This is a genomic window from Microbacterium sp. zg.Y909 (genome assembly GCF_024626565.1).
Map to the genome: position 1 here is coordinate 1 of NZ_JANJFJ010000043.1, position 20,532 is coordinate 20,532.

24 protein-coding genes are annotated in these 20,532 nt (G+C 71.7%); 10 read left to right on the plus strand and 14 right to left on the minus strand.

Features of this window, described 5'->3' with window-relative positions; all coding sequences use genetic code 11:
- Positions 1–702, plus strand: a 702-nt coding sequence (locus tag NQ160_RS05460) for a UbiA family prenyltransferase (protein ID WP_257514220.1), incomplete at its 5' end; no start/stop codon positions are given.
- A 62-nt stretch (positions 703–764) separates the two neighbouring features.
- On the opposite strand, the gene NQ160_RS05465 is transcribed toward NQ160_RS05460, so the two are convergent.
- From NQ160_RS05465 to NQ160_RS05480, 4 genes are all read right to left on the minus strand, one after another.
- The gene (locus NQ160_RS05465) at positions 765–1,922 is read right to left on the minus strand and encodes an FAD-dependent oxidoreductase (protein WP_257514221.1); all 1,158 of its coding nucleotides are present in this window, start codon (positions 1,920–1,922) and stop codon (positions 765–767) included.
- Positions 1,915–2,688, minus strand: coding sequence for a methyltransferase domain-containing protein (locus NQ160_RS05470; RefSeq protein ID WP_257514222.1), 774 nt, complete (start codon positions 2,686–2,688; stop codon positions 1,915–1,917). The genes NQ160_RS05465 and NQ160_RS05470 overlap by 8 nt, the downstream gene beginning before the upstream one ends.
- Complete coding sequence (locus NQ160_RS05475) at positions 2,685–3,824, minus strand: type III polyketide synthase (protein ID WP_257514223.1); 1,140 nt, start codon at positions 3,822–3,824, stop codon at positions 2,685–2,687. Before NQ160_RS05475 ends, NQ160_RS05470 begins: the two co-directional genes overlap by 4 nt.
- A 384-nt stretch (positions 3,825–4,208) precedes the next feature.
- Positions 4,209–4,784 (minus strand): nitroreductase family protein, encoded by a 576-nt coding sequence (locus NQ160_RS05480; protein ID WP_257514224.1) that lies wholly within the window; start codon positions 4,782–4,784, stop codon positions 4,209–4,211.
- A 213-nt stretch (positions 4,785–4,997) separates the two neighbouring features.
- Here NQ160_RS05480 and rraA point away from each other — a divergent pair, with 213 nt between their 5' ends.
- Together rraA and NQ160_RS05490 are read left to right on the plus strand one after the other, a co-directional pair.
- Positions 4,998–5,465 carry a ribonuclease E activity regulator RraA gene (gene rraA, locus NQ160_RS05485; RefSeq protein WP_257514225.1) on the plus strand — a complete coding sequence of 156 codons (468 nt, stop codon included), beginning with the start codon at positions 4,998–5,000 and terminating at the stop codon, positions 5,463–5,465.
- 59 nt (positions 5,466–5,524) lie between these two features.
- Positions 5,525–5,908 carry a VOC family protein gene (locus tag NQ160_RS05490; RefSeq protein WP_374113630.1) on the plus strand — a complete coding sequence of 128 codons (384 nt, stop codon included), beginning with the start codon at positions 5,525–5,527 and terminating at the stop codon, positions 5,906–5,908.
- Positions 5,909–5,986: 78 nt separating this feature from the next.
- Here NQ160_RS05490 and NQ160_RS05495 read toward each other — a convergent pair whose 3' ends face one another.
- Both NQ160_RS05495 and NQ160_RS05500 read right to left on the minus strand, forming a co-directional pair.
- The gene (locus NQ160_RS05495; protein WP_257514227.1) at positions 5,987–7,081 is read right to left on the minus strand and encodes an ABC transporter permease; all 1,095 of its coding nucleotides are present in this window, start codon (positions 7,079–7,081) and stop codon (positions 5,987–5,989) included.
- Complete coding sequence (locus tag NQ160_RS05500) at positions 7,078–7,962, minus strand: ABC transporter ATP-binding protein (protein ID WP_257514228.1); 885 nt, start codon at positions 7,960–7,962, stop codon at positions 7,078–7,080. Before NQ160_RS05500 ends, NQ160_RS05495 begins: the two co-directional genes overlap by 4 nt.
- 234 nt (positions 7,963–8,196) lie before the next feature.
- On the opposite strand from NQ160_RS05500, the gene NQ160_RS05505 reads away from it, so the two are divergent.
- Positions 8,197–8,766 (plus strand): NADPH-dependent FMN reductase, encoded by a 570-nt coding sequence (locus tag NQ160_RS05505; RefSeq protein ID WP_257514229.1) that lies wholly within the window; start codon positions 8,197–8,199, stop codon positions 8,764–8,766.
- An 82-nt stretch (positions 8,767–8,848) separates the two neighbouring features.
- Here the strand turns inward: NQ160_RS05505 and NQ160_RS05510 are convergent, their stop codons facing one another.
- Together NQ160_RS05510 and NQ160_RS05515 are read right to left on the minus strand one after the other, a co-directional pair.
- Complete coding sequence (locus NQ160_RS05510; protein ID WP_374113631.1) at positions 8,849–9,511, minus strand: response regulator; 663 nt, start codon at positions 9,509–9,511, stop codon at positions 8,849–8,851.
- Positions 9,512–9,555: 44 nt separating this feature from the next.
- Positions 9,556–10,821 (minus strand): sensor histidine kinase, encoded by a 1,266-nt coding sequence (locus NQ160_RS05515; protein ID WP_257514231.1) that lies wholly within the window; start codon positions 10,819–10,821, stop codon positions 9,556–9,558.
- Between the two features lie 200 nt (positions 10,822–11,021).
- Here NQ160_RS05515 and NQ160_RS05520 point away from each other — a divergent pair, with 200 nt between their 5' ends.
- The 3 genes from NQ160_RS05520 to NQ160_RS05530 are packed head-to-tail and all read left to right on the plus strand — an operon-like array spanning position 11,022 to position 12,812.
- Positions 11,022–11,456: a VOC family protein gene (locus NQ160_RS05520; protein WP_257513994.1), complete on the plus strand. Its 435-nt coding sequence runs from the start codon at positions 11,022–11,024 to the stop codon at positions 11,454–11,456.
- Entirely contained in the window at positions 11,457–12,182 is a 726-nt protein-coding gene (locus NQ160_RS05525; protein ID WP_257514232.1) for a winged helix-turn-helix transcriptional regulator, read from the plus strand.
- Positions 12,183–12,197: 15 nt separating this feature from the next.
- Positions 12,198–12,812, plus strand: a complete 615-nt coding sequence (locus NQ160_RS05530) for a dihydrofolate reductase family protein (protein WP_257514233.1) — start codon at positions 12,198–12,200, stop codon at positions 12,810–12,812.
- A gap of 29 nt (positions 12,813–12,841) precedes the next feature.
- Here NQ160_RS05530 and NQ160_RS05535 read toward each other — a convergent pair whose 3' ends face one another.
- Positions 12,842–13,687 (minus strand): exodeoxyribonuclease III, encoded by an 846-nt coding sequence (locus NQ160_RS05535; RefSeq protein ID WP_257514234.1) that lies wholly within the window; start codon positions 13,685–13,687, stop codon positions 12,842–12,844.
- Between the two features lie 92 nt (positions 13,688–13,779).
- Here NQ160_RS05535 and NQ160_RS05540 point away from each other — a divergent pair, with 92 nt between their 5' ends.
- The gene (locus NQ160_RS05540) at positions 13,780–14,625 is read left to right on the plus strand and encodes an NAD-dependent epimerase/dehydratase family protein (RefSeq protein ID WP_257514235.1); all 846 of its coding nucleotides are present in this window, start codon (positions 13,780–13,782) and stop codon (positions 14,623–14,625) included.
- Between the two features lie 55 nt (positions 14,626–14,680).
- Here the strand turns inward: NQ160_RS05540 and pntB are convergent, their stop codons facing one another.
- Together pntB and NQ160_RS05550 are read right to left on the minus strand one after the other, a co-directional pair.
- A complete protein-coding gene (gene pntB, locus NQ160_RS05545; RefSeq protein WP_257514236.1) occupies positions 14,681–16,084 on the minus strand; it encodes a Re/Si-specific NAD(P)(+) transhydrogenase subunit beta in 1,404 nt (467 codons plus the stop codon).
- Positions 16,081–17,625 (minus strand): Re/Si-specific NAD(P)(+) transhydrogenase subunit alpha, encoded by a 1,545-nt coding sequence (locus NQ160_RS05550; protein WP_257514237.1) that lies wholly within the window; start codon positions 17,623–17,625, stop codon positions 16,081–16,083. Before NQ160_RS05550 ends, pntB begins: the two co-directional genes overlap by 4 nt.
- A 163-nt stretch (positions 17,626–17,788) precedes the next feature.
- Here NQ160_RS05550 and pyrE point away from each other — a divergent pair, with 163 nt between their 5' ends.
- A complete protein-coding gene (pyrE, locus tag NQ160_RS05555) occupies positions 17,789–18,367 on the plus strand; it encodes an orotate phosphoribosyltransferase (protein ID WP_257514238.1) in 579 nt (192 codons plus the stop codon).
- Positions 18,368–18,471: 104 nt separating this feature from the next.
- Here pyrE and NQ160_RS05560 read toward each other — a convergent pair whose 3' ends face one another.
- The 3 genes from NQ160_RS05560 to NQ160_RS05570 all read right to left on the minus strand — a co-directional run bounded on the left by NQ160_RS05560 (position 18,472) and on the right by NQ160_RS05570 (position 20,144).
- Complete coding sequence (locus NQ160_RS05560; RefSeq protein WP_257514239.1) at positions 18,472–18,654, minus strand: hypothetical protein; 183 nt, start codon at positions 18,652–18,654, stop codon at positions 18,472–18,474.
- A 108-nt stretch (positions 18,655–18,762) separates the two neighbouring features.
- On the minus strand, positions 18,763–19,335 hold the full coding sequence (locus NQ160_RS05565) for a YdeI/OmpD-associated family protein (RefSeq protein WP_257514240.1): 573 nt from the start codon (positions 19,333–19,335) through the stop codon (positions 18,763–18,765).
- On the minus strand, positions 19,335–20,144 hold the full coding sequence (locus NQ160_RS05570) for an HAD-IIA family hydrolase (protein ID WP_257514241.1): 810 nt from the start codon (positions 20,142–20,144) through the stop codon (positions 19,335–19,337). Before NQ160_RS05570 ends, NQ160_RS05565 begins: the two co-directional genes overlap by 1 nt.
- 41 nt (positions 20,145–20,185) lie before the next feature.
- Here NQ160_RS05570 and NQ160_RS05575 point away from each other — a divergent pair.
- On the plus strand, positions 20,186–20,532 hold a 347-nt coding region (locus tag NQ160_RS05575), incomplete at its 3' end, for an SDR family NAD(P)-dependent oxidoreductase (RefSeq protein ID WP_257514242.1).

Sequence of the window (20,532 nt, forward strand, 5' to 3'; positions counted from 1 at the left end):
TGCGGACAGCTGTCGGTGGGTATCTCGAACGACGCGATCGACCGCGACCGTGACCGCGAGGTGGGGCGCACCGACAAGCCGCTCGTGCGGGGCGACGTCTCAGCCCGCACCGCCTGGACCGCCGCGATCGTGGCGCTCGTGGTGGCGCTGGTGCTCTCGGCGTTGCTCGGCGTCGGCATGCTCGCCGCCCATGCCATCGCGCTCGCGTCGGCCTGGTCGTACAACGCCGGCCTCAAGGCGACGCCGGTGTCGATCGTCCCCTTCGTGGTGAGTTTCGGCATCTTCCCGTCGCTCGCGACCCTCTCCGCCCAGCCGCCCGCGCTCGCCGCCTGGTGGGCATGGGTCGCCGGAGGCGCGCTCGGCGCTGCCGTGCACCTCACCAACGTGCTGCCCGACCTCGACGATGACCGGCGCACCGGTGTGCGCGGGCTCGCCCACCGCATGGGCGCGCGCCCGGCTGCGGCGCTCGCGGGCCTCGCGGTGCTCGCCGGTGCCGCTGCGGTGCTGTGGGGGGCGGCGGATGCCGGCGCGCTCGGCCCGCCGGCGTGGATCCTCTTCGGCGCGGTCGCCGTGCTCGCCCTCGCGACGGTCGCGCGCGTGGTCGTGCGTCCGCCCGACCGCACGGTATTCCGCCTGGTGATGGCCGCCGCCCTGCTCCTCGCGGTGCAGCTGGTCGGTTCGCCCACCTTCCTCGTCCCCTGAGCCGCCGAGTGAGTATTCGCGCCGGCGAGTGAGTAATCGCGGGCCCGGGTGTCCGGGCCGGGTCAGCCGGCGGCGTCGAACCCCATGGCGTACGCGCGGGCGAACAGCGTTCCTCCCGCCGCGAGGGCGACGCGCATCGCCCGCGACCGGACGGCGTGCACCGCCGGCCCGACAGGTCGCCCGAGCCCCGTGTTCGCGGACGCCAGCAGCGCCGCGCGCCGCGCCGAACGCACCCGGTCGCGCTCCCACGCGGCGAGCTCGGATTCCGGTGCCGCACCCTCGCGCACCCAGCGCGCGAGCAGCGGCGCGAGGCCCGCGGCATCCAAGAGGCCGAGGTTCATGCCCTGCCCGCCGATGGGGCTCACCTCGTGAGCGGTGTCGCCGATCGCGAACAGCCGACCGCGGCGCAGTCGGGGCGCCACCACACGCCGGACGCGGAACGATGCGGCCGCCGTGATCGCCGCGGCCCCCTCAAGCTCGCCGCGGGCGGTCAGCGCCGCACGCAGCCGCGCGAGGCGGGCGTCGTCGTCATGGTCGTCCACGCTGCTGCCGCCAGCGCCCCCGATGTCCCATGCGACGAACCGGCGCCGGCCGTCGGGCAGCGGGAACGACTCGAGCACCCCGCGTTCATCGAGGTGCACGACCGCCACGGCGGCGTCGTCGCGAGGGGGAACGGCGGCATCCGACATGAGATAGCGGTCCGGGTACTCCCCGCCGCGCGGCATGCCGGGTCGGAACACCAGTCCCCGGGCGCCCGCTCCGCCGGCGACGACCACGAGCGGCGCCGTCGTCTCGAGCGTGCTGTCGTCGTGCGTCGCCCGCACGCGCAGACGTCCACCCTCGACCTGGATGCCGCTGACCGCCATGCCGCGCACCGGCGCCGGAGCGCCGACCGCCAGGGCCGCCTCGGTCTCGGGCTGGGGGAGCGTCGCGACGTACGGATGCCGCTGCGCCAGCCGGTCGAATCGCACGACACCGAGCAGGGTCCCCCCGCTCCGGGCTTCGCCGCGACCCACCTTCACCGCCCGCTGGAGGATGCGGTCGGTCGCACCACCGGCTTCGAGGGCGGTGAGCACCGGGGCGTGCAGACCGATCGCCCGCGTTCCGCCGCCCGTCGCCGTGCGCCGATCCCACAGCGCCGCCTCGACCCCGTGCCGGGCGAGCTCGGCGGCGAGGAACGTGCCGACCGGGCCCGCCCCCACGATGATCACGTCAGGCATGACCGGACCCGCGGGCGAGCAGGCGGAACGGGGCCGGGCTGTCGACGTGCCAGAGGTGCGCGGCCGCCGGGTCGTGAGCTGCGCCGCCCACGGCCGCGCCCACACCGCCCGCCGCACCGCCCCCGGCGTCCCCCGTCACCGAGAGCGCGAGCTGCAGCTCATCGGCCCGGTAGCTGCGGCGGATCGACCGCAGCCCGTCGGTGTGGAGGAACGTGCCCGGGGCGAACGGGGCGATCCCCACGGCGTAGAGACCGTACGCCAGGCGTCCGCGGGCGATGTCGGCGTGCAGGACCGGCCCGGTCGAGAGCGCCAGCGAGTCCGCCGCGAACCCGGACAGCTCCTCCGGGGTCAAGTGGTGCAGCACGTGGTTGGAGACGACCGCGTCGAACCGCTCGCCCTCGGCGCGCAACGCCGTCGAGTCGGTGCTGCGGAACCGCACGTCGTCGCGCTCCCTCGTGCGGGCCACAGCGTGCGCGCGGAGGTCGGGGTCGACCCCCAGCCACTGCACCTGCAGGCCGTCGCGCCGGGCGAGCCCCGCCAGCCGCCCGACGAGGTCGCCGCCGCCGCAGCCGAGATCCAGCACGCGTGCGGGGCGACCGAGCCCTGTCAGGTGCGGGCGCAGGTGCGTGCGGTAGATGCCTCCCCAGCCCGAGATGAGCCGGTTGACGGTGCCGAAACGGCGGAGCGTGGCATCCAATCGCCGCGGATCGCAGTGCGGGTCGTCCATGAGCTCCCGCAGTGCCGTGTCGCGCTCGCGCAGGGTCACGGGGTTTCCGGGGTGTCCGGGGCTTCTGCCGTGCGGCGCGTGACGAGCGCCGACTCGACGGTGAGCCCGGGGCCGAAGGCGAGGGTCGCGATGCGTCGGGCATCGGGGGTGGTGCCGTCGCCGGTGCCGTTGAGGAACTCGCGCAGGATGAACAGGATCGTGGCGCTGGACATGTTGCCGTAGTCGCGCAGGATGCGCCGCGACACCTCCAGGGTGGATGCCGGCAGCTCCAGGCCCGACTCGACGCGGTCCAGCACGCTGCGGCCCCCGGGATGCACGGCCCAGGCGTCCACGTCGTCGTCGCCGAGGAACCGGGCGACGGCGCCGCGGATCTCGCGGCCGATGATGCGGGGGACCTCCGCGGACAGGACCATCTCGAAGCCCTCGTCGCCGACGGTCCAGGCCATGTCGTGTTCGCCGTCGTCGGTCACCGCGGTCGCGAACCTCTCGAGCTCCAGCCACTGCGCGCCCCGCAGCGACGGATCCGCGCTGACGATCGCGGCGGCGGCTCCGTCGGCGAACACCGACGACGACACGATCTGCTGGGGGTCCTCCGAGACGCGGAAGTGCAGCGTGCACAGCTCGGCGCACACGACCAGCACGACGGCGTCAGGGTCTCCGGCGCAGATGCGGGCCGCCGTGCGCAGCCCGGGAAGGGCAGCCGCGCAGCCGACGAAACCGAGGTGGTACCGCTCGACCGTCACCGGCAGGCCGAGGTCTCGCACCAGGCGGTAATCCGGCCCCGGGGCGAACATGCCGGTGCACGAGACGGTCACGACGTGGGTGACCTGGTCGGGGGCGATGCCGGCGCCGCGGATCGCGGCATCCGCCGCTGCGGCGAACAGGGGCGGCGCCTGCCGGATGTACTCGGCGTTGCGTGCCCCCGTGGACGGGGACAGGATGCGCCCGGATTCGTCGATCACCGGGATGCCGGAGGGCGTCTCGGGGACTTCGCCCGAGAACTCGGCCAGCACCGTGTGGCGGCTTTCGATGCCGGAGGCGTCGAAGGCGGCGCCGATGAGACGCTGCGTGAGCCGGCTGGCGCCGGGCTGGGCGATGAACAGGTCGCGCACGTCTTGCTGCGCCAGCCGTGTCGGCGGGACCGCGGTTCCGATCGACAAGACGCTGGTGGCCATGGTTCACGATAACCAGCCGCGCGCCCGGCATGCGCGCACTGGTGCGCCCGCGGCTCGCCGTCTACAGTGTGCGTCCGGCTACCGAGTGAGTATTCCTGGTGCCGAGTGAGTATTCCTGGTGCCGAGTGAGAGGGGCCTCCGCGACGCTCGCGTGGCGTGCGCGCGGTTCGAGACTTCGTGGACGTCGTCGGCGCCCGGGGTGGCGCGGGTGCAGGCGAAGCGGCGAGCGTAAGAGGGGCTGGGCCGGGGCTCTCCTCCCTTCGCGTCATCTCCTACGCTCACGACGATCGGAAGCCGCGGAGACAAGCCGCGATGGCTGGATTCGGCGGAGCGCGGATGCCACGAGGGGCCGAGGCGCGCGCCCCGGCCCCTCGTGCTCCGCGCTCAGGCGTCGGCGGCGAGCAGGTCCGTCAGCGGCAGCCGCACGCGCGGAGCGTTCTCGCGCTCGCGCAGCGCCTCGGGGGCCGACGCGATGTCGCCGAGCGCGCCGACGGCCATGACGGTCACGGGGGAGAGTTCCGGGGCGAGCTCGAATGCGGTCGCGAGTGCGTCGCGGTCGAATCCGCCCATCTGGTGGGTGTGCAGGCCGGCGGCGTGCGCCTGCACCGTGAAGTGCGCGGCCGCCTGGCCGGTGTCGTAGGCGGCCCAGGCGAGGGGCGTCCCCTCGTGGCTCGTGACCGCGGCGAAGACGACCAGTGCGGATGCCGCACCGGCCCATGCCTGGTTGAAGCCCATCAGCGTGTCGAGGATCGCAGCGTGCTCGGGGGTGCCCCGTCGCGCGACGATGAAACGCCAGGGCTGGGAGTTGTTGGCCGACGGCGCCCAGCGTGCGGCTTCGAGGGCACTGGCGAGGGCGGCTTCGTCGATGGATGCCTCGGCGTCGAAGACGCGCGTGCTGCGGCGGGCGGAGAGGACGTCGAGGATGGGGGCGTCGGTGGTGCGGTCGAGCGTGTGGGTCATGTGATGGTTCCAGAGGTAGGGGGACTTCGGGGACGCCGTCGGCCCTCTCCCTCCAACGATAATCGCCCGTGGAACCCGTCCCGACGGGCTCACGGCGGCCGATGCCGCGAGTACTCACTCGACACCGCGAGTACTCACTCGACATCGCGAATACTCACTCGACACCGCGAATACTCCCTCGGCGGGCGCCGGGAGGGCGCTACGGTGACGGGCATGACCATCGCGACCGCAGACCTCTACGACCAGCGCGGCGACGAGCTCGACTCCGTCGCCCTCCAATTCCACGACTTCGGCGGCCACACCGCCTTCGACGGCCCGGTGCGCACCATCCGCTGCCACCGCGACAACGCCCTCGTGAAGCAGACGCTCGCGACCCCCGGCGACGGCGCCGTGCTCGTGATCGACGGAGCGGGTTCCCTCGAGTCGGCCCTCGTGGGCGACCGCATCGCGGCATCCGCTGTCGAGAACGGCTGGGCCGGCCTCATCGTGCACGGCGCAGTGCGCGACCGCGAGGCGCTGGCAGCACTCCCCATCGGCATCAAGGCCCTCGGATCGAACCCGCGCACCAGCGCCAAGGTCGGCGTCGGTGAGATCGACGTGCACGTGACGATCGCCGGCATCGTCTTCGCCACCGGAAAGCACGTCTGGGCCGACCCCGACGGAGTGCTCGTCGAGCGCTGACGCCCTCGACATCCCACCCGATCGGGCGCATGCTGTCGGCATCACCGACAGGGGGACCCATGCTCGCCGACGCGCCTACCTTCAGCAGCTTCTCGGTCGACGACGTCGACGCGGCGTTGACCTTCTACCGCGACACGCTCGGTCTCGACGCGGAGATCACCGACATGGGGATCGTGCAGCTGAACCTCGCCGGAGGTGCGCGCGCCATCGCCTACCCGAAGCAGGCCCACCGGCCGGCCGATTTCACGGTGCTGAATTTCGTCGTCGACGACGTGGATGCCGCGGTCGATGACCTCCGCGCCCGCGGGGTCGAGACGAAGATCTACACCGATCCCGACCTCGGCACCGACGAGCGGGGCATCTCCCGGGGCAACGGCGGCCCGCCGATCGCCTGGTTCCGCGATTCCGCCGGCAACGTGCTGAGCGTGCTCGAGGACGCCTGACACGACGGATGCCGCGACCCGGCCGGTCGGCCGAGATCGCGGCATCCACTCGATCAAGGAGCGTGAGGGCCGAGGGCGTCAGCCCTTCAGCGCCTCCTTGAGGTGCACGCGGGCGCCCATCCGCAGGATCGAGTTCTCGTAGATCTTCGCGCCCACCCAGATCGCGCCGACGCAGGTGGCGAGCAGGATCACCAGCGACAGGAGGGGCTCCCACCACTGCGCATCGCCGAAGAAGATGCGCACCGGCATGCCGACCGGGGCTGAGAACGGCACGTACGACATGATCGTCATGACGGTGGGGTTGTCGTTGAAGAAGATCGCCAGGAAGTACGGCACCATGACGAGCAGGGTCAGCGGCGTGGTGGTCGAGCCGATGTCCTCCTGGCGGGAGACCATCGCGGCAGCGGCGGCGAACAGCGATGCCAGCAGGACGAAGCCGAAGAGGAAGAACACCGCGAACCACACCAGCGGTGCGCCGAGCCCAGACAGCAGCTCCGCCTGACCGGTGACGGTGAGACCCACCACGGCGACGGCGGCCAGGCCGATGATCTGCCCCATCGCGAGCACCGTGTTGCCGATCACCTTGCCCGCCAGCAGCGCCCGCGTGGGGACGGCCGAGATCAGCAGCTCCACGACGCGTGTCGCCTTCTCCTCCACCACGCTCTGCGAGATGGTCGAGCCGAAGGTGGTCGCGGCCATGAGGAACACCGCGCCGAAGAGGAGCGAGATGATGTAGCGCATCAGGCCGTCGGCGTCGTCGGACTCCGTCTGCAGCAGCTCCACCGGCGGCGACACGCTCAGGGCCGACATCAGCGTGGACGGCACGGCGTCGTCACCGACGACCGTGAAGTCGAATCCGCCCTCGCCGCCCGGGATGAGGGCCGCATCGACTTCGCCGTCGCGCACGAGCTCGCGGGCCTCTTCGGCCGAACCCACCTCGGTGATGTCGAGCATGCCGTCCAGTGGAGCGACGATCTGCGCGGTCTGACCGGTCACGGCCACGGGAGTCCGCATGTCCTGCTGAGCGGTGAACCCGCCCCACAGCACGCCGGCGAGGGCGATGACGAACAGGATGCCGGTGGAGATGACAAACGCCTTGCTGCGCAGCTTCGAGCCGATCTCGCGCTCGGCGACGAGCCAGGTGCTCTGGGCGAAGGAGGGGGCGGTGTTCACTGGATGACCTCCTTGAAGATCTGGGCGAGGGACGGATGCCTGGGGGCGAAGCTCGCGACGTCGCCGGCGGCGACAGCGCGGCGCAGCACCGTCTGTACGGTGTCGTCGGAATCGGCGTCGAAGAGGGCGTAACCGCCGTCGAACTCCAGCACCGTGATGCCGGGCTCGTCGCGCAGCCATCCCGCGTCGCCGGCGGAGACCAGCTCGAACCGGCGGGTGGAGTGCGCGGCGCGCAGGTCGTCGCGAGAGCCCGCGGCGCGGATCGTGCCGCCGGCGATGATCACGAGGTCGTCGCACAGCCGCTCGACCACGTCGAGCTGGTGCGAGGAGAACAGCACCGCGGCGCCCTGGGCGGCGCGGGCCTGCAGCACGCCGGCGACGACGTCGACCGCGAGGGGGTCCAGGCCCGAGAACGGCTCGTCGAGGATCAGCACCTGCGGGTCGTGTACGAGGGCGGCGGCGATCTGCGCGCGCTGCTGGTTGCCGAGCGACAGCGTCTGGACGTTGTCGCTCAGGCGCTCGCCGAGGCCCAGCTCTTCGAGCAGGGCGGTCGCGCGGGTCGTGGCATCCGCCTTCGAGAAGCCGTGCAGGCGGGCGAGGTAGACGATGTGCTCGAGCACCTTCATCTTCGGGTACAGGCCGCGTTCCTCGGGCATGTAGCCGAAGCGGCGGCGGTCGGCCGCAGTGACGGGGGTGCCGTCGAGGGTGACGGTGCCGGCATCTTTCGCCAGCACGCCCAGGATGATGCGCATGGTCGTGGTCTTGCCGGCGCCGTTGCCGCCGACGAAGCCGGTCAGGCGCCCGGGGGTGACGGTGAACCCGACGTCGTCGAGCACGCGGCGGCCGCCGTAGCTCTTGGTGATCCCGGTCAGTTCGAGCATGAAGCTCCTCCTCAGTCGATACCTCGACGCTACGCCGCGGTCCGATCGGCCGCCTCCTCCCCTGGGTGGGTTCCGCGCCGAGCACGCGGGCGGCGGCCTCCCCCCTGCGGGGGAGGAAGTGGCCCGACCCGTGGGGAATGTATGCATCGGAATAGACCCGGTGTGGCCCCTGTTGGCCTGGGTCAGGGTCGCGGACATCCGGCGGCCACCGAGAACACTGAGGAGACATCTCTCATGACCGAGCGCACCATCGGCTACATCGTCGGCAGCATCTCGTCCACGTCGATCAACCGCCGCCTGGCCACGGCCCTGGAGCGACTGGCGCCGGAGGGGGCCACGCTCGTGGAGATCCCTATCGCCGACCTGCCGTTTTACTCCGTCGACATCGAGAACGACATGCCGCAGGCGGCGCGCGAGTTCAAGGACGCCATCGATCGCGTCGACGGCGTGATCATCGTGACCCCCGAGTACAGCCGTTCGATCCCCGGCGTACTGAAGAACGCGCTGGACTGGGCGGCCCGTCCGTATGGGCAGGGCTCGTTCGACGGCAAGCCCACCGCCGTCATCGGCACCTCGGGCGGCGGCATCGCCACCGCCGCCGCGCAGCAGCACCTGAAAGCGATCCTCAGCCACTTCAACGCGCCCACGCTCGGCCAGCCGGAGGGCTACGTCCAGTCCGTGCCCGGCCTCTTCACCGACAGCGGTGAGGTCACCAGCGACGAAACGGCGGCTTTCCTCACCGCGTACCTGCAGGCGTTCATGGCCCTCATCGAGCGCTACGCGCCGGTGCCCGCGGGCGTCTGACACCGCTCTCGAAGCCCCGGCCCCGCCTCGGATGCGGGCCGGGGCTTCGGCGTGCGCGGGCGCCCGCTGCGGGCGCCGCGGCTCAGACGAGCCCGTGCGTGTGCGCGTAGACCACCGCCGCGACGCGGTCGCGGGCGCCGAGCTTCTGCAGCACGTTCGAGACGTGGGTCTTCACCGTCGCCTCGCCGATGTACAGCTGCTGCGCGATCTCGGCGTTGCTCTGCGCGCGCGCCAGCAGCCGCAGTACTTCGGCCTCGCGCTCGGTGAGGTCGACGTGCACCCCGGATGCCGCAGGTGCGGCGGCCGGCTGCACGATCGCCTGATCGGTGCCATCGGCGTGGACGGTCGCCGGTGCCGCGCCCCCCGCGGTGAAGCGCTCGATCACGCGCCGTGTCACTTCGGGCGCCAGCAGCGCGTCACCGGCGGCGGCGACGCGCACCGCAGTCACGAGCTCCTCCGGCCCGGCGTTCTTCAGCAGGAACCCGCTGGCTCCCGCCGCGAGCGCCTGGAACAGGTAGTCGTCGCGGTCGAAGGTGGTCACGATCACGACGGCCGCGGAGACCGCGGGGTCGGCCACGATGCGCCGCGTGGCCTCGATCCCGTCCATGTCGGGCATCTGCACGTCCATGCAGATGACGTCCGGCAGAAGGGTGGATGCCGCGGCCACCGCCTCGACCCCGGTCGCCGCCTCGCCGACGACGTCGATCCCTGCGGCATCCAGGATCATCCGGAAGCCCGCGCGCATCACGGCGTGGTCGTCGACGAGCAGCACCCGGGACGCCGCGCCGCTCACGCGGGCACCGCCGCTCGCAGCGGGATCCGTGCCCGCACGATGAAGCCGCCGCGCGGGCGGGGCCCGGCTTCGAGCGTGCCGCCCGAGGCCGCGGCCCGCTCCCGCATGCCCACGAGTCCCAGCCCCGGGCGGTCGGCGCGCACGCGCCCGGTGTTGGTGATCTCGAGCTCGACGGCATCCGCGTCGTAGCGCAGCCGCACGTCGGCACTCGCGCCCGGGCCGGCATGGCGCCGGGCGTTCGTGAGCGCCTCCTGCGCGATGCGGTAAAGATTCACCTGCACGAGTTCCGACGGGTCGGCGGGCTCGCCGACGACGGTGAAGGTGGTGGGCAGGCCATTGTCGTTGGCGTGCGCGACGAGGTCGGCGAGCGCCGACAACCGCACGGTCGAGTCGGCCGGTGCGGCGGCGGCATCCGGGGTGCGGAGCGTCTCGAGCAGCTGGCGCAGTTCCTCCAGCGCCGAACGGGCGGATGCCTCGACGCCGCCGAGCGCGGTGCGCGCGGCCGCGGGGTCGCGTTCGAGCACCATCCGCGCGGCGCCGGCCTGCACGCCCATCGCCGACACGTGGTGGGCGACGACGTCGTGCAGCTCGCGGGCGATGCGCACCCGGTCGAGGGCGACGGCCTGGGCGGCGGTGAGCTCTCGCTCGCGCTCGAGTTCGGCGGTGCGCTCCTCGAGGGCCGTCCACGCCAGCGCCGTCGCGTACGCGCGGTCGCCCAGGTAGTAGGCGCCGCCGAAATAGAAGACGTTGATCACGAACTGGATCACCATGTACGCCGCCATCGGCGAGAAGGCGCCGGCGGTCGACGGGCCGTCGCCGGGGGGATCGGTGGCCGTCTGGAACATCGTGACCAGCAGCCAGACGAACATGGCGACCACGACGACCACCCGCACGAGGGTGGCCCGACGGCGGTCGTCGACCCAGGCGCCGACGGTGTACATCGCCACGAACAGGGCGACCTGGCCGACGTAGAGGTCGGGGATGTGGAAGGTCGCCCCGGCGAAGAAGGCGATCGCGACGACGATCAGCACGATCTCGGGGTGGCGGCGGCGCAGCGCCAGCGGCAGCGTCACAGCCGCCGAGTACGCCAGCGCCCAGCCGAGCCCCGGGGTCTCGTCGCCGAAGAACCCCGCGACCTGTCCGAGCCACGAGCTGATCACGGCACCGACGAGCAGGCCGACGGCGAGCCACACGTCGGTGCGCAGGTCGGCTGGTGTCGGCGGATGCCGGCGGGTCGGGGCGGCGGGCAGGGTCGCGCTCATCCTTCCAACGTACGGGGGACGCGGCGGCGCGGCATCCCCCGTGCGACGGAATCGTCGCCGAGTGAGTATTCGCGCCCCGAGTGAGTATTCGCGCTGCCGAGTGAGTATTCGCGCCCGCGACGCGAGCTCTTGACAAGGGCACTTGCTTTTAGCAAGCTACCGGCATCCGCCCCTCGCGGCGGCCTGCAAGGGAGCACGCCATGACCGACATCTTCGTCAATCTGCCCACGGCCGACCTCGACCGCTGCAAGGCCTTCTACACCGCGCTGGGAGCGACGATCAATCCGCTGTTCACGGACGAGAACGCCGCGTGCGTCGCCTGGGGGGATGGCGTCTACTTCATGATGCTGACCCGGGAGTTCTTCGCGACCTTCACCGACAAGCCGGTCGCCGATCCGGCCGCTACGGCGCAGGTGATGGTGGCGCTCGCCCGGGCCTCGAACGAGGACGTGGATGCCGTGTTGGCTACGGGCCTGGCGGCCGGAGGCACCGAGCCCCGCGAGCCGGAGGACCTCGGGTTCATGTACTCGCGGGACCTGGAGGACCCCGACGGCAACGTGCTGAGCTTCTTCTACATGGACCCCGTCGCCACGGAGCAGGGCCCGGGCGCGTTCGCCGATCAGGCGCAGTCGTAGGTGGCCGCCCGAAGCTACGGCCAGTACTGCGGTGTCACCACCGCCGTCGAGCTGATCGGCGAGCGGTGGGCGCTGCTGATCGTCCGCGACCTGCTGGTGGGTCCGCGCCGGTACAACGACCTCAAGGCCGGTCTGCCGCGCATTCCGACGAACATCCTCGCGAGACGTTTGAAGGAGCTGCAGGATGCCGGGGTGGTGCGCCGGGTTCCGCTGTCGCACCGGGGGCTCGTGTACGAACTCACCCCGTACGGCCGCGAGCTCGAGCCCATCGTGCTGGCGCTCGGGCGCTGGGGCTTCGTCGCGATGGGCGAGCCGGAACCCGACGACGTCGTCACGGCCGACTCCCTGACCATGGCGCTGCGGACCGCGTTCCGTCCGGATGCCGCCGCAGCCCTGCCCGCGACCGGATACGACCTGCACGTCGGAGATGTGGGCCTGCGTGCGCGGGTCGACGGCATCGCGCTCGCGGTGCGGCGGCTGGACGCCGGGGTGGCGGGGGGCGCCGACGGCGCGGGTTCTGCTGCGGAGCAGCGTGCCGATGCCGGGGGGCATGAGGCGGATGCCGTGATCGTCGCGGGTCCGGGGATCCGGGGCATCATCTCCGGGGAGCTCGCTCCCGCCGATGCGCTCGCGCGGGGCATCGTGCGCGTGTCGCGCGGCGACGCGGCGCTGCTGGGCCGCTTCGCGACGACCTTCCACATCGCCCCCGCAGCTGCGGCGGCCTGACCGAGAGGAGTCCCGATGGCGGGCCTCATCCACATCGATCTGTTCAGCAGTCTCGACGGCGTCGCGCAGTCACCCGGAAGCCGCGCGGAGGACCCGGACGGCGGTTTCGCCTACGGGGGCTGGCAGGCGCCGGTCGACGACAGCGCGGTAGGGCAACGCGTGATGGCCGGCATCCGTCGGATGGACGCCCTGCTTCTCGGCCGGCGCACCTACGACATCTTCGCCGCGTACTGGCCGCAGTACGAGGGCCCCGCGGCCGAGATCGCCGAGCGTTTCACCGCGATCCCGAAGTATGTCGCGTCGCGGGGGACACCCCCGCTGCCCTGGGTGAACTCCCACCGGCTCGGGGCGGATCTGGCGGCCGAGATCGCCGCGCTGCGCGAGCGGCACGCGGAGGTGCACGTCGTCGGCAGCATCGAGTTCGCCCGCGGTCTGGTGCAAGCGGGGCTCTTCGACGTGCTGAACCTGTGGGTGTACCCGCTGGTGCTCGGACCGGGCAAGCGGCTGTTCCCGCCGGACGGGCCGGCGTTCGGACTCACGCTGCTGGAGCCCCCGATCGCGGGTCCCGCCGGCGCTCTGCTGCTGCGTTACGGCCCCGGCCCGGCGGTGACCACCGCCGACATGGGCTGATTCGCGCCGCCGAGTGAGTATTCGCGCCGTCAGCCGAAGATCATCGGCCGATCGTCGTCCTCGTCGGGCGACGTGAGGTCGAGGTCCACGACGACGGGGACGTGGTCGCTCGGGATCTCGCCCTTGCGCTCGTCGCGGTGGATCGATGCGCCGGTGACCCGGTCGGCGAAGGCGTGCGAGCCGAGGATGAAGTCGATGCGCATGCCCTGGTTGCGGGGGAAGCGCAGCTGCTTGTAGTCCCAGTAGGTGAACCCGGTCGGCACCAGCGGGCGGACGACGTCGACCATCCCGGCATCCTCGACGGCCCGGAAGGCGGCGCGCTCCGGCGCGGAGACGTGGGTCGAGATGCCCTCGACGACGGCGGGGTCGCCGTTGTCGGCATCCGTCGGGGCGATGTTGAAGTCGCCGACCATGGCGAGTGCGAGGTCGGGGTTCTCCGTGAGGCTCTCGCGGGCGTGCTGGGCGAGGGCGCCGAGCCAGTCGAGCTTGTAGACGTAGTGCGGGTCGTCGAGGGAGCGGCCGTTGGGCACGTAGAGGCTCCAGACACGGATGCCGCCGATCGTGGCGCCGAGGGCGCGTGCTTCGAGCGGCGCGTCGGGGCCCTCGTGGCCCTTGGCGAAGCCAGGCATGCCGGGGAAGGACGTCTGCACGTCTTCGATCGGCTCCCGGCTGGCGATCGCGACGCCGTTCCATTGGTTCAGCCCGTGGGCGACGACGTGGTAGCCGGCATCCTCGAAGGCCTCATAGGGGAACTGCTCGGGCTTGCACTTGATCTCCTGCATGGCGAGCACATCGATGCCCTCGCGGACCGCGAAGTCGACGGTGCGCACGACGCGCGCGCGGATGGAGTTGACGTTCCAAGTGGCAAGCCGCATGCCTCCCAGCCTACTTTCGCCGCCGAGTGAGTATTCGCGCCGCCGAGTGAGTATTCGGCCCATACGCACAGGAGGCGTGGCAGGGTGATCACATGCGCATCGCCGTCACCGGAGCATCCGGAAAACTGGGTCGTACTGTCGTCCGCGTCCTCCGGGATGCCGGCCACACCGTGATCGGCCTCGACATGGTCGGGGAACGCGGGCCGGGCTTCGTTCGGGTCGACCTCACGGACTTCGGCCAGGTGATCGACGCCATCGCCGGCGTGAATGATCAGCACGATGGCGTGGACGCGCTCGTCCACCTCGCGGCGATCCCGGCGCCCGGCATCGTCAGCGACGTCGCGACCTTCCACAACAACATCGCCGCGACCTTCAACGTGTTCTGGGCCGCGGTGCGCCTCGGCATCGAGAAGATCGTCTACGCCTCGAGCGAGACGGTGCAGGGGCTGCCGTTCGACGTGCCGCCGCCGTACATCCCGGTCGACGAGGACTATCCCGCCCGGCCGGAGTCGGTGTACTCGCTCGTCAAGCACCTCGAGGAGCAGCTGGCGATCGAGCTCGTGCGCTGGCATCCGACGCTGTCGATCACTGCGCTGCGCTTCTCCAACGTCATGGACCCGGAGGACTACGCGGCGTTCCCGTCGTTCGACGCGGATGCCACGCTGCGCAAGTGGAACCTCTGGTCCTACATCGACGCGCGCGACGGCGCCCAGGCGGTGCTCCGCGCGCTCGAGGTGGCGCCCGCCGGGTTCGACCGCTTCCTCATCGCGGCGGCGGACACCGTCATGTCGCGGCCGGCCGCGGAACTCGTCGCCGAGGTCTTTCCGGACGTTCCGGTGCGCGGGGAGCTTCCGCCGCACGCGAGCCTGTTCTCGACGGAGAAGGCGCGTCGGCTGCTGGGCTACGAGCCGCAGCACTCCTGGCGCGACGAGGCGTAGGGGCGGGCCGAATACTCACTCGGCAGCGCGAATACTCACTCGGCACGCCCAATACTCACTCGGCAGCGCGGAGGATGTCCTCGACACGCTCCTTCGCGTCGCCGAACAGCATCTGGGTGTTCTCGCGATAGAACAGCGGGTTCTGCACGCCGGCGTACCCGGCGGCCATCGACCGCTTGAACACGATCACGTTCTCGGCCTCCCACACCCGCAGCACCGGCATCCCGGCGATCGGCGAGGTCGGATCCTCCGCCGCGGCCGGATTCACCGTGTCGTTCGCACCGATCACCAGCACCACCGACGTCGAGGCGAAGTCGTCGTTGATCTCGTCCATCTCCAGCACGATGTCGTACGGCACCTTCGCCTCGGCCAGCAGCACGTTCATGTGCCCGGGCAGGCGCCCGGCGACCGGGTGGATGCCGAACCGCACGTCCACGCCCCGCTCGCGCAGCCGACGGGCGAGGTCGGCCACCGGATACTGCGCCTGCGCGACGGCCATGCCGTACCCCGGGGTGATCACGACCGACGACGCCTCGCGCAGCATGTCCGCCACGGTCGCGGCATCCACCTCGCGATACTCGCCGTGGTCGACGTCACCCGCGGGCGGCGCCTCGATGCCGAACCCGCCGGCGATCACCGATAGGAACGACCGGTTCATCGCCTTGCACATGATGTACGACAGGTACGCACCCGACGACCCGACGAGGGCACCGGTGACGATCAGCAGGTCGTTGTTCAGCAGGAACCCCGCCGCCGCGGCCGCCCAGCCCGAGTAGCTGTTGAGCATCGACACGACGACGGGCATGTCGCCCCCACCGATGGATGCCACGAGGTGCCACCCCAGCGCGAGCGCCAGCACCGTGACGGCCACGAGCAGCCAGAGCGACGGCGTGACGACGTACCAGACGGTCAGCGCGACGAAGGCGACCAGCGCCCCCACGTTGAGCGCGTTCTTGCCCGGCAGCATGAGCGGCCGCGACGACATGCGCGCCGACAGTTTCAGGAACGCCACGATCGAGCCGGTGAAGGTCACGCCGCCGATGAAGACGCCGATGAACACCTCGGCGTGGTGGATGTCGCGCAGCGCCCCCGACAGCCCGGGGTCGTGCAGCGCGCCGTTCCAGCCCACCAGCACTGCGGCCAGACCCACGAAGCTGTGCAGCAGCGCGATGAGCTCGGGCATGCCGGTCATCTCGACCACGCGCGCCCGCCACAGGCCCACCGCCGCCCCGATCAGCACGGCCGCGGCCAAGAGCACCAGCCCGAACGTCGCCTGCGGGTCGCCCCACGCGTTCTGCACCGACACCCAGGCCGTCGCCGCGAGGGCGATGGCCATGCCGGCGATGCCGTACCCGACGCCCGACCGGGCGGTCTCGTGGGTGCTGAGCCCGCGCAGGCTCAGCACGAACAGCAGCGCCGCGACGATGTAGGCGGCGGTGGCCACGGAGGCGGCGGTCATCGGTCGCCCTTCGAGAACATGGCGAGCATGCGCCGGGTGACGGCGAACCCGCCGAAGATGTTGACCGATGCCAGCAGCACCGCGACCGCGGCCAGGATCTGCACCGGCGGGTCGGGGGTGGTCACCTGCAGCATCGCGCCGACGATGATGATGCCCGAGATCGCGTTGGTCACGCTCATCAGCGGGGTGTGCAGCGCGTGGTGCACCTTGCCGATCACGTAGAACCCGACGATGACCGAGAGCACCAGCACGGTCAGGTGCTGCGGCAGCGGTGCCGGGGCGATCGCCGACACCGCGAAGAGGGCGGCGATGCCGAGGGCGATCAGTCCGGAGCGGCCCGCGGGCGAGAGGGTGCGCTTCGGCTTCGCGGGCCCGGCGTCGGGCGGCGGCACGGATGCCGCGGCAGGCGCCGCCGACACCTGCACCGGCGGCGGTGGCCACATCGACTCGCCGTCCTGCACCACCGTGATCGAGCGCTGCACGACGTCGTCGAAGTCGAGGACCAGTCGCCCATCCTTGCCGGGGGTCAGCAGCTTCACCAGGTTCGCGAGGTTCGTGCCGTAGAGCTGCGACGCCTGGGCGGGCAGGCGGGATGCCAGGTCGGAGTAGCCCAGGATGACCACGCCGTTGTCGGTGACGACGCGCTCACCGTCGACGGATCCCTCGACGTTGCCGCCCTGGGCGGCGGCCATGTCGACGATGACGCTGCCGGGCTTCATGCTCGCGACGTCCGCGGCGGTGAGCAGGCGCGGCGCCGCTCGCCCCGGGATCAGCGCGGTCGTGATGACGATGTCGACCTCGCGAGCCTGTGCCGAGTACAGCGCCGCGGCGGCACGGTCGTAGGCCTCGCTCGTCGCCTTCGCGTAGCCGTCGGACGAGTCCATCGTCTCGTCCACGACCACCGGCAGGTACTCGCCGCCGATGGAGCGCACCTGATCGGCGACCTCGGGCCGCGGGTCGGTCGCGCGCACGACCGCGCCCAGAGACGATGCCGCGCCGATGGCCGCCAGCCCGGCGACCCCGGCCCCGGCGATCAGCACCGTGGCCGGGGGCACCTTGCCTGCCGCCGTCACCTGGCCGGTGAAGAAGCGGCCGAACTCGTGCGCCGCTTCGACGACGGCGCGATAGCCGGAGATGTTGGCCATGGAGCTGAGCACGTCCATCGACTGCGCGCGGGAGATGCGCGGCACGGCGTCGAGGGCGAGCGCGGTGATGCCGCGCGTCTGCAGCGACTCGCGCACGTCGGGGCGCAGCGCCGGGGCGAGAAGCCCGATGAGGGTCGCCCCGTCGGCCAGCAGGGCGACTTCATCGGGTGTCGGGGGGTTGACCTTGAGCACGATCTCGGCCGCCCACGCCTCGTCGCGGTCGACGATCTGGGCGCCGGCCTCACGGTAGGCGGCATCCGGAAACGACGACGCGGCACCCGCTCCCGTCTCGACGACCAGTTCGTACCCGAGCGCGATCAGCTTCGCCACCGTCCCGGGGGTCGCCGCCACCCGCGTTTCGGCATCCCGTTCGGCGACGATCCCCATGCGCGTCATTGCGGCTCCTGTGGTCGAGGCGGATCTCGAGAGTGCCGCCGTGTCGGGACTGTCGATCCCGACTATATGGCCCGTCACGCGGGCCGGCCGGGCGGCCCGACGTGCAAAACCGGTCCCTTCGGCGGGAACGGATGCCTCCTGCGGCATCCGTAGACTCAAAGCCATGACCGTCGCCTCCACGCCCGCTCTCGAAGCCGACCGCCAGGCGCTCATCGCGCTGATCAAGGACGAGGCCGTCTTCCACGGCGACTTCACGCTGTCGTCGGGCAAGAAGGCCACCTACTACGTCGACATGCGCAAGCTCACGCTCGACCACCGCGCCGCTCCCGCGATCGGACGCATCATGCTCGACCTCGTGCGCGACGTCGACGGGATCGTCGCCGTGGGCGGACTGACCCTCGGCGCCGACCCGATCGCCAACGCGATCATGCACGAGTCGGTGCACGCCGGCACCCCGCTCGACGCCTTCGTCGTGCGCAAGGAGCCGAAGGACCACGGCCGCGGCCGCCAGGTCGAGGGCGCCGACGTCGTCGGCAAGCGCGTCGTCGTGGTCGAGGACACCTCCACGACGGGGCAGTCCGCGCTCAAGGCCGTCGAGGCCCTCCGCCGCGAGGGTGCGGAGCCCGTCGCGGTCGCCGTGATCGTCGACCGCAAGACCGGCGCGCAGGATGCCGTGGAGGCAGCGGGCCTGCAGTGGCTCGCCGCGATCGACCTCGACGACCTGGGTCTGCAGCCGCAGTAGCGGCGGCCCGCGCGTCGCGGCCCGCCGACGCTCACCTGTCTCGTATTGCCGCTTCGACGGCCGCGAAGCGACAGAACGCGACAGGGGAACCCGGATGCCGCGGGCTACCCCTGGAACACCGGCAGCTGCGAGGCCAGGGCGAGCAGCAGCCCGAGGAACGTCAGCAGGACGAGCGAGCGGCGGTTGGTCGTCGCTCCGGCGGCGGATGCCTGGCGCGACGACCGCACGAAGAGCACGAGCGCCACCAGCAGCACGACGAGCCCCGACAACGCCAGTGCGACGGCCATGTCAGTCCTCCCGACCTCGGCCGCGGACGTACTGCACGATGACGACCACGAGCGTCGTCGCGGTCATAGCCGCCGCCGACACCAGCAGCAGGGTCTGTTCGAACTCGTTCAGGGGCGTCTTCCTTCCGCTGCGTCGGCCACGATCTTCGCGATGCGCGCCGCCTTCGTCTCGGTGCGCTTGGCCATCGCCACCGCAGTCAGTCCCATCTTGCGCGCCGACGGCGGGAAGGCATCCCAGTTCGCCCGGGCCACCGGCACCGCGTCGAGCGCAGCGGTCAGCTCCGGCGGCTCGGTGCCCGATTCCGCACCGTCGAGCATCTCCCACGCCCCGCTGGCCTTCGCCGCGGCGATGACCCGACGCCCGGGTTCGGCCATCTCGCCCGACGCCTCGAGCTCGGCCACGCGCGCCTTGTTGGTCGCCGCCCAGCCGCTGCCGGGCCGCCGGGGCGCGTACCACTGCCCGATCGTCTCGGCGTCATAGGGCTTCACCGTGCCGTCGATCCAGCCGAAGCACAGCGCCTGACGCACGGCGTCGCCGTAGCCCACGAGCTCGAGCACGACCCCCGCCCGCGGGCGCAGCAGCCACACCCCCCGCGACGACGCGTGGTGGCGTTCCAGCCAGGCGCGCCAGGTGGCGGCATCCGCCGCCCGCAGCACTTCGGCCTCGTCGAACGCCCCCATCACAGCACCTCGGGCAGCTCGGTCTCGATCGGACCGGGGGCGAGGAGATCGGCGACGGAATCGAGGATCTCGTCGGGGCGGAACGGGTAGCGCTCGATCTCGCTGCGGTCGCTGATGCCGGTGAGCACGAGCACCGAGTGCAGGCCCGCCTCGATCGCGGCGACGACGTCGGTGTCCATGCGGTCGCCGATCATGCCGGTGGACTCGGAGTGCGCGCCGATGCGGTTGAGCGCCGAGCGGAACATCATCGGGTTCGGCTTGCCGACCACGTAGGGCTCCCGCCCGGTGGCCTTGGTGATGAGCGCCGCGAACGCGCCGGTGGCGGGGACGACACCGTACGGCGTCGGGCCCGTCGCGTCGGGGTTCGTGACGATGAACCGGGCGCCGTTGTTGATGAACCGGATCGCCCGGGTGATCGCCTCGAACGAGTACTGACGGGTCTCGCCGACCACGACGTAGTCCGGCTGCGTCTCGGTCATGATGTAGCCGGCCTCATGCAGGGCCGTGGTGAGCCCCGCCTCGCCGATGACGTAGGCGGTGCCGCCGGGCAGCTGCGAGCGGAGGAACTCCGCCGTCGCCAGCGCCGAGGTCCAGATGCTCTCCTCGGGCACGTCCAGTCCCGAGGCCCGCAGCCGGGCGCTCAGGTCGCGCGGCGTGAAAATGGGGTTGTTCGTCAGCACGAGGAACGGGATGCCGGTGTCGCGCCACTGCGCCAGCAGTTCGGCGGCTCCCGGAATCGGACGGCTCTCGTGCACGAGAACGCCGTCCATGTCGGTCAGCCAGCAGTCGATGTCGGCGCGGGTCCGCATGGGGTCAGCCTAACCACGCGGGTGGCTCTAATGTCGGAAGGGTGCCGCGACGCGATGACTGGGACCCCGAGCACCTCCCCGACCTGGAGGGCCGCCGCTACCTGATCACCGGCTCCAACAAGGGGCTGGGGTTCTTCGCCGCGCTGCAGCTGGCCGGCGCCGGCGCGCACGTGGTCATGACCGGCCGCAATCCCAACCGGCTCGCGGCCGCCCGCGCGGCGGTGCTGCGTCAGGTGACGGATGCCACGCCCGCCACCGTCGAGACGCTGCTGCTGGACACGAGCAACCTCGGCTCGGTGCGCGCCGCTGCGGCGACAGCCCGTGGCCGCCGCGGACTCGACGGCCTGCTGCTGAACGCCGGCATCGTGCACCCGCCGAAGACCCGCGA

What these genes read in the sequence shown, in the direction of transcription:
- NQ160_RS05465 (WP_257514221.1), bottom strand. Translation starts at nt 1,922, where the DNA reads ATGCCTGACGTGATCATCGTGGGGGCGGGCCCGGTCGGCACGTTCCTC.
- NQ160_RS05475 (WP_257514223.1), bottom strand. Translation starts at nt 3,824, where the DNA reads ATGGCCACCAGCGTCTTGTCGATCGGAACCGCGGTCCCGCCGACACGG.
- NQ160_RS05480 (WP_257514224.1), bottom strand. Translation starts at nt 4,784, where the DNA reads ATGACCCACACGCTCGACCGCACCACCGACGCCCCCATCCTCGACGTC.
- rraA (WP_257514225.1), top strand. Translation starts at nt 4,998, where the DNA reads ATGACCATCGCGACCGCAGACCTCTACGACCAGCGCGGCGACGAGCTC.
- NQ160_RS05490 (WP_374113630.1), top strand. Translation starts at nt 5,525, where the DNA reads ATGCTCGCCGACGCGCCTACCTTCAGCAGCTTCTCGGTCGACGACGTC.
- NQ160_RS05500 (WP_257514228.1), bottom strand. Translation starts at nt 7,962, where the DNA reads ATGCTCGAACTGACCGGGATCACCAAGAGCTACGGCGGCCGCCGCGTG.
- NQ160_RS05505 (WP_257514229.1), top strand. Translation starts at nt 8,197, where the DNA reads ATGACCGAGCGCACCATCGGCTACATCGTCGGCAGCATCTCGTCCACG.
- NQ160_RS05510 (WP_374113631.1), bottom strand. Translation starts at nt 9,511, where the DNA reads ATGCGCGCGGGCTTCCGGATGATCCTGGATGCCGCAGGGATCGACGTC.
- NQ160_RS05515 (WP_257514231.1), bottom strand. Translation starts at nt 10,821, where the DNA reads ATGAGCGCGACCCTGCCCGCCGCCCCGACCCGCCGGCATCCGCCGACA.
- NQ160_RS05520 (WP_257513994.1), top strand. Translation starts at nt 11,022, where the DNA reads ATGACCGACATCTTCGTCAATCTGCCCACGGCCGACCTCGACCGCTGC.
- NQ160_RS05530 (WP_257514233.1), top strand. Translation starts at nt 12,198, where the DNA reads ATGGCGGGCCTCATCCACATCGATCTGTTCAGCAGTCTCGACGGCGTC.
- NQ160_RS05535 (WP_257514234.1), bottom strand. Translation starts at nt 13,687, where the DNA reads ATGCGGCTTGCCACTTGGAACGTCAACTCCATCCGCGCGCGCGTCGTG.
- NQ160_RS05540 (WP_257514235.1), top strand. Translation starts at nt 13,780, where the DNA reads ATGCGCATCGCCGTCACCGGAGCATCCGGAAAACTGGGTCGTACTGTC.
- pntB (WP_257514236.1), bottom strand. Translation starts at nt 16,084, where the DNA reads ATGACCGCCGCCTCCGTGGCCACCGCCGCCTACATCGTCGCGGCGCTG.
- NQ160_RS05550 (WP_257514237.1), bottom strand. Translation starts at nt 17,625, where the DNA reads ATGACGCGCATGGGGATCGTCGCCGAACGGGATGCCGAAACGCGGGTG.
- pyrE (WP_257514238.1), top strand. Translation starts at nt 17,789, where the DNA reads ATGACCGTCGCCTCCACGCCCGCTCTCGAAGCCGACCGCCAGGCGCTC.
- NQ160_RS05560 (WP_257514239.1), bottom strand. Translation starts at nt 18,654, where the DNA reads ATGGCCGTCGCACTGGCGTTGTCGGGGCTCGTCGTGCTGCTGGTGGCG.
- NQ160_RS05565 (WP_257514240.1), bottom strand. Translation starts at nt 19,335, where the DNA reads ATGGGGGCGTTCGACGAGGCCGAAGTGCTGCGGGCGGCGGATGCCGCC.
- NQ160_RS05570 (WP_257514241.1), bottom strand. Translation starts at nt 20,144, where the DNA reads ATGCGGACCCGCGCCGACATCGACTGCTGGCTGACCGACATGGACGGC.